Annotated in this window: 15 protein-coding genes and 1 pseudogene; 5 read left to right on the forward strand and 11 right to left on the reverse strand. The window is 52.8% G+C overall.

Going from position 1 to position 15,264, the window contains the following annotated elements:
• Nucleotides 1-54: 54 nt before the first annotated feature.
• The 3 genes from QM007_RS08015 to QM007_RS08025 form a co-directional block, all read right to left on the reverse strand.
• Entirely contained in the window at nt 55-582 is a 528-nt protein-coding gene (locus QM007_RS08015; RefSeq protein WP_283489473.1) for a hypothetical protein, read from the reverse strand.
• A gap of 111 nt (nt 583-693) precedes the next feature.
• The gene (locus QM007_RS08020) at nt 694-1,137 is read right to left on the reverse strand and encodes a (deoxy)nucleoside triphosphate pyrophosphohydrolase (RefSeq protein WP_283489474.1); all 444 of its coding nucleotides are present in this window, start codon (nt 1,135-1,137) and stop codon (nt 694-696) included.
• Complete coding sequence (locus QM007_RS08025) at nt 1,137-2,072, reverse strand: TrmH family RNA methyltransferase (protein ID WP_283489475.1); 936 nt, start codon at nt 2,070-2,072, stop codon at nt 1,137-1,139. Before QM007_RS08025 ends, QM007_RS08020 begins: the two co-directional genes overlap by 1 nt.
• A gap of 261 nt (nt 2,073-2,333) precedes the next feature.
• Here QM007_RS08025 and QM007_RS08030 point away from each other — a divergent pair, with 261 nt between their 5' ends.
• A complete protein-coding gene (locus QM007_RS08030; protein ID WP_283489476.1) occupies nt 2,334-3,290 on the forward strand; it encodes an Abi family protein in 957 nt (318 codons plus the stop codon).
• A 157-nt stretch (nt 3,291-3,447) separates the two neighbouring features.
• Here the strand turns inward: QM007_RS08030 and QM007_RS08035 are convergent, their stop codons facing one another.
• From QM007_RS08035 to QM007_RS08055, 5 genes and pseudogenes are all read right to left on the reverse strand, one after another.
• Nucleotides 3,448-5,970, reverse strand: coding sequence for a type I restriction endonuclease subunit R (locus QM007_RS08035; RefSeq protein WP_283489477.1), 2,523 nt, complete (start codon nt 5,968-5,970; stop codon nt 3,448-3,450).
• 85 nt (nt 5,971-6,055) lie between these two features.
• Nucleotides 6,056-6,433, reverse strand: a pseudogene (locus tag QM007_RS08040) (type I restriction endonuclease); the annotation flags it as partial.
• 108 nt (nt 6,434-6,541) lie between these two features.
• Nucleotides 6,542-7,786 carry a restriction endonuclease subunit S gene (locus QM007_RS08045; protein ID WP_283489478.1) on the reverse strand — a complete coding sequence of 415 codons (1,245 nt, stop codon included), beginning with the start codon at nt 7,784-7,786 and terminating at the stop codon, nt 6,542-6,544.
• Nucleotides 7,786-9,846 (reverse strand): DUF262 domain-containing protein, encoded by a 2,061-nt coding sequence (locus tag QM007_RS08050; RefSeq protein WP_283489479.1) that lies wholly within the window; start codon nt 9,844-9,846, stop codon nt 7,786-7,788. The genes QM007_RS08045 and QM007_RS08050 overlap by 1 nt, the downstream gene beginning before the upstream one ends.
• Before the next feature lie 2 nt (nt 9,847-9,848).
• On the reverse strand, nt 9,849-11,417 hold the full coding sequence (locus tag QM007_RS08055) for a type I restriction-modification system subunit M (RefSeq protein WP_283489480.1): 1,569 nt from the start codon (nt 11,415-11,417) through the stop codon (nt 9,849-9,851).
• A gap of 181 nt (nt 11,418-11,598) precedes the next feature.
• Between QM007_RS08055 and QM007_RS08060 the strand changes: the two genes are divergently transcribed.
• The 4 genes from QM007_RS08060 (at nt 11,599) to QM007_RS08075 (ending at nt 13,496) form a co-directional block, all read left to right on the forward strand.
• Nucleotides 11,599-12,264: an NAD(P)H-dependent oxidoreductase gene (locus QM007_RS08060; protein WP_283489481.1), complete on the forward strand. Its 666-nt coding sequence runs from the start codon at nt 11,599-11,601 to the stop codon at nt 12,262-12,264.
• Nucleotides 12,265-12,407: 143 nt separating this feature from the next.
• Nucleotides 12,408-12,653 (forward strand): type II toxin-antitoxin system prevent-host-death family antitoxin, encoded by a 246-nt coding sequence (locus QM007_RS08065; protein ID WP_283489482.1) that lies wholly within the window; start codon nt 12,408-12,410, stop codon nt 12,651-12,653.
• Between the two features lie 9 nt (nt 12,654-12,662).
• The gene (locus QM007_RS08070) at nt 12,663-12,920 is read left to right on the forward strand and encodes a type II toxin-antitoxin system RelE family toxin (protein WP_283489483.1); all 258 of its coding nucleotides are present in this window, start codon (nt 12,663-12,665) and stop codon (nt 12,918-12,920) included.
• A 90-nt stretch (nt 12,921-13,010) separates the two neighbouring features.
• On the forward strand, nt 13,011-13,496 hold the full coding sequence (locus QM007_RS08075; RefSeq protein WP_283489484.1) for a GNAT family N-acetyltransferase: 486 nt from the start codon (nt 13,011-13,013) through the stop codon (nt 13,494-13,496).
• Between the two features lie 156 nt (nt 13,497-13,652).
• On the opposite strand, the gene rplT is transcribed toward QM007_RS08075, so the two are convergent.
• The 3 genes from rplT to infC form a co-directional block, all read right to left on the reverse strand.
• Nucleotides 13,653-14,036, reverse strand: a complete 384-nt coding sequence (gene rplT / locus QM007_RS08080; protein ID WP_135011424.1) for a 50S ribosomal protein L20 — start codon at nt 14,034-14,036, stop codon at nt 13,653-13,655.
• 114 nt (nt 14,037-14,150) lie between these two features.
• Nucleotides 14,151-14,345 (reverse strand): 50S ribosomal protein L35, encoded by a 195-nt coding sequence (gene rpmI, locus QM007_RS08085; RefSeq protein ID WP_135011425.1) that lies wholly within the window; start codon nt 14,343-14,345, stop codon nt 14,151-14,153.
• 203 nt (nt 14,346-14,548) lie between these two features.
• The gene (gene infC, locus QM007_RS08090; RefSeq protein ID WP_083093583.1) at nt 14,549-15,199 is read right to left on the reverse strand and encodes a translation initiation factor IF-3; all 651 of its coding nucleotides are present in this window, start codon (nt 15,197-15,199) and stop codon (nt 14,549-14,551) included.
• Nucleotides 15,200-15,264 lie beyond the last annotated feature (65 nt).

Raw genomic sequence — 15,264 nt, forward strand, 5'->3', positions numbered from 1 at the left:
AGAAATGGGCCCTCCGGTTCAACCGGAGGGCCCAGCACAGCTAGAGCTTGAAACCTAGCGCAGGATAGTTGAGACTGACTTGTTAGCAGCGACAATAATCCACGCGATAGCAAGCCCGATGGAAATCACCAGCAGAGCCATAATCGCAATCTCGGTGAAGTACATGGTAAGACTGAAAAGATTCGATGCAATTCCAATACCCGCAAAGATGAAGCCAAGAATACGCCCCACCTTCTTACGCTTAGCCATGAGCAAATACACCAAGAGATAGAGAGCAACACCGATAACGGTTGAGATAAGCGTGCTCGTTACCCCTAGACCCCCCAGACCCAGCTCAGCAAACTCCGGGTCAGATGCGAAAGCATCCATCATCGGCTTCGTAATCAGCAGATAGGTAGCTACAGCTATGATCACATAGACAGCCAGGTTCCCCAGCAGAATCATCTGCGAGAGCTTAAGCTTTTGCTCAGCATCGGGGGCAACCTGAGGCTCAGGGCTGAAACCGGGCTGGTCTCCCATATACATGGCCTGGGTATCGTTCGGTGCGGAGTAATCATTAGTTCCGTAGGGTGTCTGCGACATGTCTAAACCTCCATGTAAAAGATGTGTTGCGTACTACACATCATACCGGAGATAAAAGTCAGACACCTTATTTTTCTGCTGGAGGCGAGTTCTATGACGCTTCGCTACAGCTTAAGCGGCGCGGACGCCCGCCAGCAGCTCCTCAACAATGGGAAAGTCAGCGGGGATCCAGGGCAGCTCCAGCATCGTGGCATCGAGCAGAACCCAGCGCAACTCGGCGTGGTCTTGCAAGGCGGTGGCGCGTCCGTCCGTAATTTCTGCGAACCAGACCCGCATAGCGGCCTTCTCGTTCAGCACCCAGCCCTGGGGGTGGGGGCCGGTGATTTCGGTGCCGAGCCGGGCGGTGATGCCCAGCTCTTCGCCCAGTTCACGGAGCAGGGCATCCTCGCAGGCCTCGTCGGGCTCAACCTTGCCGCCGGGGAACTCCCACAGGCCCGCGAGCGCTGGCGGGGCTGAGCGCTGGCCGACCAGCAGGTGGGTGGGGGTAGCCAGGGAGTCGACAATAGCGGCCCCGACCACCTGCACCGGGTAGACGACAGTAGGATGCTCTCCCACTAGTCGCCCTTGCGGTTCTGGGCCAGGGACGAGGCGAAGAGGCAGACGCCAGCTGCCATACCGACGTTCAGAGATTCGGCTGCCCCGCGTAGGGGCACGGCCACGCGCAGGGAGGCGGCGGCTTTTTCTTCGTCGCTCAGGCCAGCGGCCTCGTTGCCGAAGAGCCACATGGTGGGCTTGGCCAGGTCGTACTTAACCTTCTTGCGCGGTTCGACGCCGTTGCGCAGGGCGAAAGCAGCGTCCTGCAGGTCGTCGAGGGAGACCCTGCCGTAGCCGTCCGCTGCAAGGACGCCGATGCCCTGGGCCTTGGCGTCTTCGGCGAAGTCTTCGAGGTCGATGCCCTGGATAACGGGCACGTGGAAGAGGGAACCTGCGGTGGAGCGCACTGCCTTGGGATTGTAGAGGTCAACTGCACCCTTGGTGGTGACGATGAGGTCAGCCCCGGCGGCATCGGCGGCGCGCAGGATAGTGCCGGCGTTGCCGGGGTCTTGCACGCGGGCCAGGACGGCGATGAGCTTGGGGTTGATGGCCCCTTCGCCCCAGATGTCGGAGGGGGCGATATCGTCTTGGAAGGCAACGGCGATAATGCCCTGGGGGCTGACGGACTCGGCCATGGCGGCGAGGACGGGCTCGGTCACCATGCGCATGAAGACCTTGCGGCCGGGCTCGGGGGTGGGGGTGCCGTGCACTTCTTCGAGCAGGTCGACGATGTCGGGGTGACGGTCGAAGGCGCGTTCGGTGATGTAGACGGCGTCGAGCAGGGGCTTGACCTGGTGGGCTTTGAGGGCTTCGCGGACTGCCTGCGGCCCCTCGACCAGGAAGTGCCCGGTCTTGGTGCGGGCTGCCCGGGTGGCAAGCTTGGCGATGTCTTTGACGCGGTCTGCCTGGGGGTTTTCCATGACGACGGGGGTGCTAAGGCGTTCTTTGAAGTCCATAGGGTCTATTGTCTCACGGCTAGTTTGCTGGCCAGTCAGATTGTGGGGAAGGACGCGATGGGGTGGGTAGCCTCCGAGGCCCTACGGGTCCCGCTTACTCTTACTTGCTATGCGCTTTTCTACGTGCTTATTACAATCTGATGATTCATACACCTTTTTTAGGTGGATTTTTTATGTTAGTCTTGTAGCAACCGTTCAGCCCGCACCACCATTTTTGGTTGGTAGTGGGCTGGATCTCTATCTGACGCCAGGAGCTTGAACTTGCCCAAGTCACTCAAACCGGCCACCTCCCCTGAACAACAGATCGAGACCCTGCGTAGCCGTGGAATGCAGCTTGATGATTCTCTTGCCTATCAGTGGCTAGAGAATGTTAGTTATTACCGCCTTTCTGCTTATTGGTACCCAGCTCGTGTGTTTGGAGCAGATGGAAAACGTGCAGATGTCGTACAGGAGGGGACCTGTTTCAGCGATGTTGTGGCTCTTTACGAGGCTGACCGTAAATTGCGCACTCTTGTTCATGACGGCATTGAACGCATCGAAATAATGCTACGCACGCGGATTGGTGAACAGCTTGTTGCTAGCGGGCCGCTTTCCTATAAAGATCCCCGTTATTTCCGCCCAGCTTTCGATCACGCTGGCTGGGTTAGCACCGCAAATAAAAGAGTAAAACGTGCGGCTCGCAGCAATGAACCTATTAAGCACTACAAGACCGCGTACGGTGGTCAGTACCCCTTCTGGGTCTTAGCTGAGGTTCTAGATTTTTCTGATGTTTCTCGTTTGTTCGAGGGAATGCTCGCGCATGACCAACGAGCAATCGCAGAAGATTTGGGTATCGTGCCTGACTTATCTCTTTTGTCTAAGGAGCAGCAGCGCAAATTGAAGAAGCAATCGCCCTTAGCGCGTTGGCTTGAGCAACTTACCATTGTTCGGAATATATGTGCACACCACAGTAGGCTGTGGAACAAGTCTTTTACACCAGTCCCTACATCTGCGATGCGCACACAAACAGAGTTTTCACTTTTACCCGAGTTCCAGAGCGAAGACCTCTTTGGTGCGTTACTAGTCATGGCCCATCTACTGCGTATCGCCTCACCAGGAACAACATGGCCTCAAAAAGTTGCTGACCTTATCAGGAGTGAGTTTCTACCTAACCCCTTAGTAACCCATAAAGCTATAGGGTTGCCTGAAAATTGGGAATTAGCTTTTGTTTCACCCTAATTTCTGTCGTATGCAGTTCTAACTGCCCAGAGTCTGTGTCAAGTCCACCCGTCCCTCGCCTATGGATGAGGGACGGGTATTCTATGTGTTACTTCCTTAGCTGATGATTTCGCTGAATCGCTCGTAGAACCGCTGTAAACGGTTGATAAGACGTTCCTTACGTGCAGCACGACTTTCGCCCGTTTGCGGGGCGAGCAAAACGGGAGCCGGTGGCCTTCATCAGCCGACCAATGCGTTCCCCATGGGTAGGTACTCCCCCGGCCAACCATGCATCAGCTATCAGCGCTCGTGTAGGTTCAGGGTTCAGCTTTTCCTCTTCAATAATCTTGTTGAGTTCGGCTGAAGACTGCTCCTGAACGTGCTTCTTCCATTCGCCCTGCACGTCGTCCTCGTCGAAGGAGACCTTGTCGAGGAAGTCTTCGATGAGGTCCTTTTTGTTGTGCAGGGTGGGGCTTGAATCAACGGCACGTGTAATCTGCGAGCGCACTTCCTCATCGGTTCCGTTACTTCGCCGGTACTGTTCGACCAGCATGAGAATATGGTCAACACCGACCGAAACCTGTTTGATGAGTTCGATTTCGAAGACAAGATCTTCGGTAATATCTACAGGGTTGTTCTCGCTGCGTTCCCGCATACTGCGATAGATATCGAGGTAGTGCGATTGGTAGTCTTGCACGTCGCGTGGAGCAAGAGTGTCGTCAGCTTCAAATTCATCAAAGGCTGACAGGATGTTCCGGAGCTTCAGTACCTCACCGAAGAGCTTGACGAACTCTTTCTGCGCTTGTTCGCCGAGCCCTCCTGAGCCCAGCACGTCGAGGGAGAAGTCTTTCTGCAGGGCTTCAAGGTTTTCGCGGTAGGTTTCGAGGTACTCTGCGTAGGGTTTGAGCAGGACGGTGGCACGGGCGTCTTTGTTGCCGAAGAGGGCGAGTGCTTCATCGGTTTCGGTCTCGAGGTTTCGGAAGCAGACGATGTTGCCGTAGGTTTTGACTGAGTTGAGAATGCGGTTAGTGCGACTAAAGGCCTGAATCAGGCCGTGGGACTTCATGTTTTTATCGACCCAAAGGGTGTTGACGGTCTTGGAATCGAAGCCGGTGAGGAACATATTGACCACGATAAGCAGGTCTAGTTCTCGGTTCTTCATTTTCTTTGAGACGTCTTTGTAGTACCTGTCGAAGCCTTCACCAGTAAGGTCGAAGGACCTGTCAAACATCTCGTTGTAGTCAGATACGGCCTCTTGCAGGAACATAAATGAGTCCATATCGAGCTCGCTGGGGTTCAGCGATTCCTCTGCAAGGAAGTCATCAGAGTCGTCGTTATTTGGTGCGGCAGAGTAGATTACTGCGATCTTGAGGGGTTCTATGCCGTGTTCTTCTAGCCGCTGCTGTTGAATTTTTTGGAAATTACTGTAGTAGATTCTAGCCGCTTCGATGGAGGCGGTGGCCAGGATTGAGTTGAAGCCTTCAAGGCGCTTGTCTTTGAGCTGGTAGGTTTCGTTGCGCTTTGTTTTTTGGTCGTAGTGGTCGAGGATGTAGCGCACGATGGGTTTGATGCGTTCGGGTGAGCGCATAGCGGCTTCTGTTGCAATGCTGTATACCTCTGCGTCGTCAACCTTGTCTGCCAGTTTGACGCTGTTGTGGTATTCGACGCGGAAGGGCAGCACGTTCTTGTCACCGATAGCGTCGACGATGGTGTAGGTGTGCAGTTTTTCGCCGAAGGCATCCTGGGTGGTACGGAGTTTGACGTTCCCGCCGCTTTTTGCGTTGGCTTCGAAGATGGGGGTGCCGGTGAACCCGAACATGAAGTATTTTTTGAAGTTGCGAGTGATTGCTGTGTGCATGTCGCCGAACTGGGAGCGGTGGCATTCGTCGAAGATGAGGACGACGGGTTCAGCAAAGATGGGGTGGCCGGGGTTCTTCTTGATGAACTGGTCGAGTTTTTGAATAGTGGTGATAATGATTTGGGCCCCGGGGTCTTCAAGCTGGCCTTTAAGAATCTTTGTTGAGGTATTGGAATTCGCGGCGCCCTTTTGGAAGGCGTCGTATTCCTTCATGGTCTGGTAGTCCAGGTCTTTGCGGTCGACAACGAAGAGGACCTTGTGTACGGTGTCGAGGTCTTTGGCGAGCTGGGCGGTTTTGAAGCTGGTGAGGGTTTTACCTGACCCTGTGGTGTGCCAGATGTAGCCGCCTGCGTCGATGGTGCCCTGTTTTTTGTAGTTTGTGGCGATGAGGATTTTTCGCAGGATTTTTTCGGTGGCCACAATTTGGTAGGGCCGCATGACCAGGAGGTCTTTGTCGACGGTAAAGACACAGTAGCGGGTGAGGATGTTGAGCAGCGTGTGCCGGGCGAAGAAGGTTTTTGCGAAGGGGATGAGGTCGCTGATTCGTTTGTTGTTGTCGGTGGCCCACCAGCTGGTGAATTCGAAGGAGTCGGCGCTAGCCTGACGACGGCGACGCTGTGATCGCTGGGAGTCTACGTGTTTGTAGCGGACGGTGTTGGAGTAGTACTTGGTTCTGGTGCCGTTGGAGATAACGAAGATTTGGATGTAGTCATAGAGGCCGGAATCTGCCCAGAAGGAGTCTTTCTGGTAGCGGCGAATCTGGTTGAAGGCTTCTTGAATTTCGACCCCGCGGCGTTTGAGTTCTACGTGGACGAGGGGTAGGCCGTTGACAAGGATGGTCACGTCGTAGCGGTTTGAGGCAGCTCCCCCCATCGGTGACGTACTGGTTGATGACTTGCAGGGTGTTGTTGTGGATGTCGCGGCGGTCGATGAGTTTGAAGTTTTTGATGGTGCCGTCGTCGAGGGTGCAGGGTTGGATGGGCTCACGTTGGATGATTTGGGTTTTGTCGGTGTGGCTGGCGGTTGGGTTTGCTACGACGGTGGTGTAGAAGCGTTCCCATTCGGTGTCTGTGAGCTGGTAGTTGTTGAGTTTTTCGAGCTGGGTGCGCAGGTTGTTTTTGAGGTCTTCTGCGGTGTGGAGGGGGAGGTAGTCGTAGGCCTGACCTTGGAGGGTTGCGATGAGTTGGGCTTCGGTTTGGTAGGTGCGTTCTTGGTCGGCGGTGACGGGGATTTCGCTGGCGACGGTGTGCTCTTCGGTGAGCAGGATGGGGGTGATGGTGTGGGCTGGGTTGTGCTTGATGGCCATGGTTGTTCTTTCTTGGCTGATTCAGAGGCGTGTGGCTGTGTGGTGTGGGCGGTGTCGCCCCGGCTGGCCTTCGGGTGTGGTGTGCCGGGGCGACGGTGTTAGAGGGGGTTAGGCGGCTTCTGGTTGGAGTTCTTTGAAGGTGAGGAGCTGGTCGCGGTAGTACTCGTACTGTTTGCGGCGGGCAGCGATTTCAGCAGGCAGGCCGGAACTAATGTCATTGGCAAGGGCGTCAAATTTATCTAATAGAATAACTATTTCTTTCTGCTTTTTCATATCAGGAACAGGTATCTTAACTCTAGAAATAGCGTTAGAATTAAACTGAGGTTGCCCACCACGACTGACAAGAATTTCAGCCTGTTTCCAGTAATAGCTTGATTGCATAAAATGCCACAGGTACTTACCATCTAAAACCCCGTTTCGACAGGTAACCTTAATCAAAAATGAGGCATAAGAAGCATCTATAGGTTTGTCAAAGTAAAGAGATTTACCAAAGGACGCACCAGTTCGCGCCACAACCACATCTCCAAAACTTAACCTTTTCTTTCGAGACTCAGGAGAATCCTCCACATAAGCAAGAGAATCTTTTTTCAGATGTCCATTCTCATCAATATCTGTAATTCGGATAAACCTAACAGAACCCTCACTTTTAGCTGTTTCTGTCAAGCCATACTCGAAATCACAAACCTCTTTCAGCTCAACCACCTGGGAGGATTCCATTTCTTTTCGGACCAAAAGAGAATCCCTGAAATGAGCATGTTGCTTTCTCCGCGCCTCCAGCTCAGCCTCCAGCTCAGCCTCCAGCTCAGCCTCCAGCAAGGTGAATCTATCTAATATTCTAACAATTTCTTCCTGAATTTTCAGCGGTGGCACAGGGATTTTAATCTTGGAAAAATTCTGTGATGATATTCTTTTAACTTTAGTTCCAGTAATAAACTTTTCTTTTTGCTTCTGAAAGTCTGTCGAGTTTAGAAAGTAAGAAACAAATTTTGGATTAAGGTTTTCTGGAGAGTAAATCATAGCGTCACTACTTACAGCAACTGGAGAATTGCCTAGCCATGCAACAGCTTTCGCCAGGTCCTCATCGTTTTCACTTGTAGTAGCGATTACAACATCACCAGGTTGCGCTAGCTTAGATTTACTAGCAACCGCTTTGTCAATAAATATGTAAGTTTCTGAAGCCCACAACCCATATCGAGTAAATATTTGACCGTAATGTATTGCAGGAAACCCTTGTTCAAGGAAATCTTTCTTTTGAATACCGTTGCCTCGCGTAAAGGTTCCAGTTGCCCCCATCGACAGGTGCACAACCCCATTTGGACATAGCTCTTCGATGAGTTCAGCAATCCTACTCATTACAGCTCCCCTTCATCAAGCAAGGCCAGTAGTTCTGCGGAGTTAAGTCGTTGGTGGGCATCCGCAACCCCCTCATCAAGCCTAATCCCGTCCTCAGCTAGAACCTCAATGACCTTTCGAGTATCCTTTTCATCCGTCCAGCGGAAACCCTCAGCCACCCGACCATCCCAGGTCAAGACTCGGTAAGCATTAACACAGGCAGAGTGGTTCGTTAGATGGTAGGCCATGGCCTGCGCTCCTGTTCCAACAGCTTCTGCCAGCTCCTGATAGTTAGTCCATTTACCATAAGGTAAAGCCTCAAGAATCGCATGAGCAGTTGACCAGTCAAAAGATGTTTCGCCGCCCCCCGCATACTGGGCAACAACATCTTCAGGAACCTCAGGGTAGGCCCACAATTGAACAGCCTTAGCAGATAATTCACTAGCCCTAGCCTCAATCTCAGCCTGCCCCCAAGAGGCCTGCTCCCGCAAAGAAAGATTCAGCCGAAGAGGGCTCATAGCAAAACCACCCTCCATATCACGCTTCTGCTCAAAGGAACGATTCGAATACTCAGGGTTATAACCTGTTAGAGTCAAGTTCCCTAGGGTATGCACAAAGTAACGGTGTACCTCTTCCCAGTTATCCCCCAGCTCAGCCTTCCACTCTGCAGTAATGGTCTGGGGCATGATGTGCTCCACCGTGTACTGGGCAGTCGGCACAACCTCCTTACTACCAAAGTTCTCCAGCTTATGCAGCAGGTAGTTCTTCTTTTGGCTAAAGTAGAGGTCTTCGTTCTCCAACTTCTCAATAAATTCCAGATTAGTGGGAAAACGGCGATAATCCGTCAAAGCCAGTAAATAACCAAGTACAGAGTTTACGTAATCCTCAGTATTTACTCGATTCACCAGAGTATTAAAAGTCTTATTCAGGCTGTTGGTTGGAATACTACAGACGTTTCTACGGAAAAGGTAAGAAATCAGAGCATCCAATACTTTTAGAAATTCCTGGTGACTTAGAATCTTCCTTTCGTAGTCAGCATATAACCGCAACTGAAAGGGGTAAGCAACCGTTGCCAATTGTTCCATCTCAGCAAAACGTTGGGTCAACTGCTGGTCCTTCTCCAATCCAAAGGCCATATTCGAAAAATATGTAGCAAAAGAATAAAGATCAGAAACTAAATCCTGCTTCCAGCTATCGCTATCTGCCCCCTGGCTGAAGGCAAACTCCTTATAGGCCTCATAGACATCCGAAATGCGGGGGATCCTCTTTGTCTTCATTGTCAGATAGTGGCGAACAAACTCATCAAAACGGCGTTCATTATGGTCAGCAAAAATTTTCTCCATGGGGAACCAGTAGTCCTGGTAGAGCTGAACCTGTATCCCTTGTGGAAGGTCCATCAACACAAAGTTACGAATCAGGTCAGCCTGAGAAAGCTTCTTACCAGTGGCGTTCATTGATTCAAAGACCAGTTGAGGGTCATCCTGCCCGCGCGTCAGCTTAACATCAACTACTACTAGTTTGCTCAGCCCCTGACAGAGCTGCTGTAGCTCCTCTTTGTCAAGATCAGCGATATTATCTACAAAGTACCTGAAATTAGCTGTAACCCGGGAGCTCTCGTCAGTGAGGTCAAGACCTCTAATAACCCGTTGCAGGGCCTCCTTATCCCTGTTCGTCAAGGTCAGTTTGAAGAAGTCATCACCTTCTTCGTACTCATTCGTCAGGAACTTTCCACGAATCTTCTGGGGTGAAAAACCAGCTATAGGTTCCCCTTCCTCCACCGGTAGGGTTTCCAAATAGGCTGCCAGTGCAGCAAGAATAAGAGTAACCGTAGTAACACGCTGCTGGCCGTCAATCAGCAGGTCAGGCTCCTTGGCCGTATTTGAGCTCTGTCCCTTCTCAATATAAACAATTGACCCCGTAAAGTGACTAGCTAAGCTCGCCCTTGAGCCCGCCCTCATAAGGTCCTTCCAGAGCTGGGCGCACTCATCAACTCCCCATGAGTAAACCCGCTGGTAGATTGGGACTACAAATCGTTCACTTTTCTTCAAGAGATCTAGCAGGTTAGAATCAACAGCCTTCATCCCTATTTACCTTCCTCGAGTTCCGCCACAATGGCGTCAATTTCAATACGCAGCTGAGACTGGCGGGCAACGATTTGCTCAATCTCAGCATTCAGAGCAACTATATCGATGACCTCACGGGTGTCCTCAGCTTCAACGTAGGAGGACACTGAAAGGTTATAGTCGTTCTCAGCAATAGCGCTGTTATCAACTAGCCGGGCGAAATAGTCAATGTCTTGGCGCTCGGCGAGTGCGTCAAGAATCTGCTGGCGGTGGGCCTCAGTCAGAGTATTCTTATTACCTGAACGCTCAAAGAGGGCCGAGGCGTCTACAAAGAGAGTCTTGTTGTCCTTCTTCGATTTCTTGAGCACAATAATGCAGGTACCAATGGTGGTACCAAAGAAGAGGTCCGGCGGAAGCTGAATCACGGCGTCCACATAGTTACCATCAATCAGGTACTTACGGATCTTGCCCTCTGCTCCCCCGCGGTACAGCACACCGGGGAACTCAACAATGGCAGCCGTCCCGTTCTCTGCCAGCCAGTGCAGAATATGCATGGTAAAAGCCAGGTCAGCCTTCGACTTAGGAGCCAGCACACCAGCCGGGGCAAAACGCTCATCGTTAATAAGCAGGGGGTTAGCGTCGCCCTCCCACTTCACAGAATACGGCGGGTTGGACACAATCGCCTCAAAAGGCTCAATATCGCGGTGAGCCGGATCAAGCAAGGTATCCCCATGGGCGATATCAAAGTTCGCATAGTTGAGGTCATGCAGGAACATATTAATCACGGCCAGGTTACGGGTGGTCAGGTTAATCTCCTGGCCAAAGAAACCTTCCTTGACGTTTTCCTTACCCAAAACCTTGGCAAACTTCAGGAGTAGACCACCTGAGCCACAGGCCGGGTCATAGACCTTGTTGACCTTCTCCTTACCAGCCACAGCAATATGCGCCAGCAGCTCAGACACAGCCTGCGGGGTATAGTACTCACCGCCCGACTTACCCGCACTTGAAGCATACATACCCATCAGGTACTCATAAGCGTCGCCAAAGGTATCGTTATGGGAATCCGCGAAGCTACTCAGCTTGAAGTTACCCACCTCGTTGAGCAACTTCCGCAACAGGTTATTCCGCTTAGGAATAGAAGACCCCAGCTTATTACTGTTAACATCCAGGTCATCGAAGAGACCACGGATCTTGTTATCTTCTTCGCTCAGAATCCCGCTAGCCGAGGATTCAATTCGCTTGAAAATTTCCTGTAATTCTTCGTTCAGGTTGTCATTGTTATGGTTAGCGCGCTGACGAACATTCTCGAAAAGGTCCTCAGGGAAGATAAAGAAGCCCTTTTCCTCAACTGTATCTTCGATAGCCTCCGGGTTCTCAGCAATCTCGACATTGGTCAGGGTTGCATAGCTGGGGTCGCCCTCATCTAACTCGCTATCAAGGTAGACCGTGAGGTTTTCCGAGATAAAGCGGTAGAACATGAACCCCAAAACGTATTGTTTGAAGTCCCATCCGTCAACGCTACCGCGCAGGTCATTCGCAATTTTCCATAGGGCGCGGTGCAACTCTGCCCGCTCAAGTTCCTGACTCATTTAGTCTTTCTTTCCGGTGTGCATGGCTGAACTAGCCATATCCACCTATTCCGGTTTCTACTCAAATTCTAGTAGGTGACTCCCTATGTATTTTTCATTGCTATCAACCCGCTCCGGAATAAACTTAATGCCCCAGGTGTTGAGCAGTAGGCACTATAAACCAAACCGCAAGGAATGCCCCGTGCAGAACCAAGACATCAAGCAGCTCGTCCTCGACGCCGCCCACCGCCGCCGCGCCATCAAGTTCTTCGATCCCGAGAAGAAAATCAGCGACGACGACATCAACTACATCCTCGAAATCGCCCGCCTCTCCCCTAGCTCCGTCGGCGCTCAAGGTTGGCGTTTCGTCGTCCTTCAGAACCCCGAGATCCGTGAAGTCCTCAAGCCCTTCAGCTGGGGTGCAGCCCGCCAGCTCGGCGGCGCAAGCCACTTCATCCTGCTCCTAGCCAACCGCAACATGCAGCACGACGGCCCCCATATGCAGGCATCGCTCACCTCCCGCAACCTCTCCCCCGAAGACCACGCTAAGGCCCTCGAAACCTACAAGAGCTTCCAGGTCAACGACATGGGGCTCACCACCGACCGCGCCCTTTTCGACTGGTCAGCCAAGCAAACCTACATTGCCCTGGGCAACATGATGACCGCAGCCGCTCTCATCGGCGTTGACTCCTGCCCCATCGAAGGCTTCAACGCAGACAAGGCCAACACCCTCCTGGCTGAACACGGCATCATCGACCCCGCGACCGAAGGCATTGTCTCTATGCTCGCTCTCGGCTACCGCACCGAAGACCTCCCCTGGCCCCAGACCCGCAAACCCGCAGAAGAGGTCATTACCTGGGTCAACTAACAAGACCCAACCCCACCGCACACTCCAGGTATCGCAGAAGCCTACCCCGCCGCCGTCCGCCCACGGACAAAAGCGGGGTGGGCTTTTTTACATAGAAATAACTACCTCTTGAAACCATTTTGTACAAGATGTACTTTTAAGTCATGACTACAGCAACCCTCTCAGAGTTCCGTGCAAATCAAAGCGATTACATTGCGGCAGCACAAAAAGCACCCGTAGAGCTCACTTCACGCGGGGCAAAACGCCGGGCAGTTGTGGTATCTCCTGATTTTTTTGACCGCGCCATCAAAGCCCTTGAAGACCAGGCAGATATCGCAGACGCCACAAAAGCACGCTCAGAGAATGAAAGAATCAGTCACGAAGATCTGCTTAAGGAACTCGGCTTGTAACTGACGTCCATGCCCTACACCATCACCTATACCCCTACCGCAGCCAGAACACTCAAGAAGCTGGATCGGCAGATAGCCCGACAAATTATCACAGCAATAGAAGCCCTGCAGAGCAACCCCTACCCTCAGGGAGCAATTCAGCTCAAGGGTGGTGCCGGTGAGCTCCGAATCCGCACAGGAAATTACAGAATCATCTACGAAGTAGAACACGGGGAACTGGTTATATTAGTGCTCAAACTAGGGCATAGACGAGAAGTCTACAGATAAGATACCAGTATTCCCTTTCCAGCCAAGAAAAAGTAATTGCTCTAAGACCCCATGCACAAGGTCTAGCTCTAAATATCTACCCTTGAAATCATGCTAACCTACACTTATCGCGCGCTCAGCGCAGAAGATACTCCTCTGCTCGAACAAGCGACTCTGGGAACCATGAACTGGTGTGGGCCGCGTTTCACGCTCACGGACGTCCGCACCCGTCCTGAATTTTCCCACTACACCCGTTGTAAACCAGCACGCGGCGATTTTGGTATCGCCGCATACCACGATGAAGAACCAGCTGGGGTAGTCTGGGCCCTCTACTTGTCAGCGGACGACCCCGGTTACGGTTACATCGACGAAACAACCCCCGAAGTCAGCCTCTGGGTATCAGAAGAGCACCGCGGCCGCGGTCTTGGCCGTGTGCTTCTACATGCCATCATTTCAGAAGCTGCCACCAGAAACTTGAACCAGATGAGCCTCTCTGTAGAAGCCGATAACTTCGCCCGCAACCTCTACCTAGCTGAGGGCTTCGCACCTGTAGTAGGCCGTGAAAAGGACGGGGTGATGCTGCGAATACTGTCATAAAGACAGCAACCTTGTGCCGCTGCCGACACGCCAGCCCCAACATTTACCGCAAAATACAAGGACGCCGCCCCCTTGCTCCCCTGCCCAGCGGCAGGAAAGCGGGAGGCGGCGTCCGCACCCCACCTGCTAGGTGGGGAAAGACAAACCTAAAAAGATTTAGGCAGCCTTGGGAGCTGAAGTGTCCTCAGGCAGGTTGTTCTTAGCGATTTCAACCAGAGCTGAGAAAGCAGCAGGCTCGTTAACAGCCAGCTCAGCCAGCATACGACGGTCAACCTCAACCTCAGCAGCCTTCAGGCCCTGGATGAAGCGGTTGTAGGTCAGGCCCTCAGCGCGTGCAGCTGCGTTGATACGCTGGATCCAGAGACGACGGAAGTCGCCCTTCTTCTTACGACGGTGGTCGTAGCTGTATACCAGTGAGTGAGTGACCTGTTCCTTAGCCTTACGGTAAAGGCGTGAACGCTGGCCACGGTAGCCTGATGCACGATCAAGGATTACTCGGCGCTTCTTGTGCGCGTTAACCGCGCGCTTCACACGTGCCACGTGTGTCTCCTAACGTCTTGTGTCCTACCCAGCTAAAAATCTAGCGCTGGTGCAGGAGAGAAAATATCTACTTTTGGTGCGCCCTTGCGGGGCGAAGCTTCAAAAAGAAGGAGGTTACTTGCCCAGCATCTTCTTGATGACCTTAGCCTGGCCGCCGGTTACGATCTGGTCAGATGCCAGACGACGGGTCAGACGGGATGACTTGTGCTCGAGGTAGTGGCGGCGGTTGGCCTGCTGGCGCTTAACCTTGCCAGTACCGGTGAGCTTGAAGCGCTTCTTAGCACCAGAGTGGGTCTTCTGCTTCGGCATGAGCCGATTCTCCTTACGTTCTACCCTCGCCCCGGTTACGGGGTGAGGAACTGAAAAACTCAACGTCCCCGGCGGGCGGGGAAGTTTTAAGGGTGTTCTGCCCGCCCACCGGTGCCTTTATTTCTCAATAAAAACGGCGGTAAGCGGACGACGACCAAGCACGAAACCCTACACGAGCTTGCACCTGGTTGTCTAAACAGCTCCTATTCGGCTGACGCCTGTGCCTTGAGCTCCTCAGGCATTGCATCTGCCAGGGAGTTAGTTACAGGGGTTGCCTCGGTGGTGTTGACGCGTTCGCGACCCTTGCGGCCACCTGACTTCTGGCTCTCACGGCGGGCTTCCTGCTTGCCGCGAAGCGGGGCAAGAACCATCACCATGTTGCGACCGTCAACGCGAGGGTTGGACTCTACGGTGCCAACCTCGGTCAGGTCGTTCGCCATGCGTTCAAGCAGTCGCACACCCATCTCGGGGCGCTGCTGTTCACGACCACGGAACTGAATCATAGCCTTGACCTTGTCACCGCCAGCTAGGAAACGACGTGCGTGCCCGACCTTGGTTTCGTAGTCATGGGTATCAATCTTGAGGCGGAAACGGATTTCCTTCAAAGAAGCATTGACCTGCTTCTTACGAGATTCACGTGCCTTGACTGCGGCTTCGTACTTGTACTTGCCGAAGTCCATAAGCTTGCACACAGGCGGCTTAGCGTTGGGAGCAACCTCAACCAGGTCAAGGTCAGACTCCTGAGCAAGACGCAGTGCATCTTCTACGCGGACAATACCGACCTGTTCACCGCCGGGGCCGACGAGTCGAACTTCCGGAACGCGAATGCGGTCGTTGATGCGTGGATCGCTAATGACAAAGCTCCTGTTGCTTGTGGTGGGGGTGTCCCCCGTGAATTTCTGTGGGAGCGAAAAAGCCC

Source organism: Rothia sp. SD9660Na (genome assembly GCF_030064065.1).
Classification (GTDB): Bacteria; Actinomycetota; Actinomycetes; order Actinomycetales; family Micrococcaceae; genus Rothia.

Coding starts and splice junctions, on each gene's coding strand:
- QM007_RS08015 (WP_283489473.1), bottom strand. CDS start 582: ATGTCGCAGACACCCTACGGAACTAATGATTACTCCGCACCGAACGAT.
- QM007_RS08025 (WP_283489475.1), bottom strand. CDS start 2,072: ATGGACTTCAAAGAACGCCTTAGCACCCCCGTCGTCATGGAAAACCCC.
- QM007_RS08045 (WP_283489478.1), bottom strand. CDS start 7,786: ATGAGTAGGATTGCTGAACTCATCGAAGAGCTATGTCCAAATGGGGTT.
- QM007_RS08050 (WP_283489479.1), bottom strand. CDS start 9,846: ATGAAGGCTGTTGATTCTAACCTGCTAGATCTCTTGAAGAAAAGTGAA.
- QM007_RS08055 (WP_283489480.1), bottom strand. CDS start 11,417: ATGAGTCAGGAACTTGAGCGGGCAGAGTTGCACCGCGCCCTATGGAAA.
- QM007_RS08065 (WP_283489482.1), top strand. CDS start 12,408: ATGACTACAGCAACCCTCTCAGAGTTCCGTGCAAATCAAAGCGATTAC.
- QM007_RS08070 (WP_283489483.1), top strand. CDS start 12,663: ATGCCCTACACCATCACCTATACCCCTACCGCAGCCAGAACACTCAAG.
- QM007_RS08075 (WP_283489484.1), top strand. CDS start 13,011: ATGCTAACCTACACTTATCGCGCGCTCAGCGCAGAAGATACTCCTCTG.
- rpmI (WP_135011425.1), bottom strand. CDS start 14,345: ATGCCGAAGCAGAAGACCCACTCTGGTGCTAAGAAGCGCTTCAAGCTC.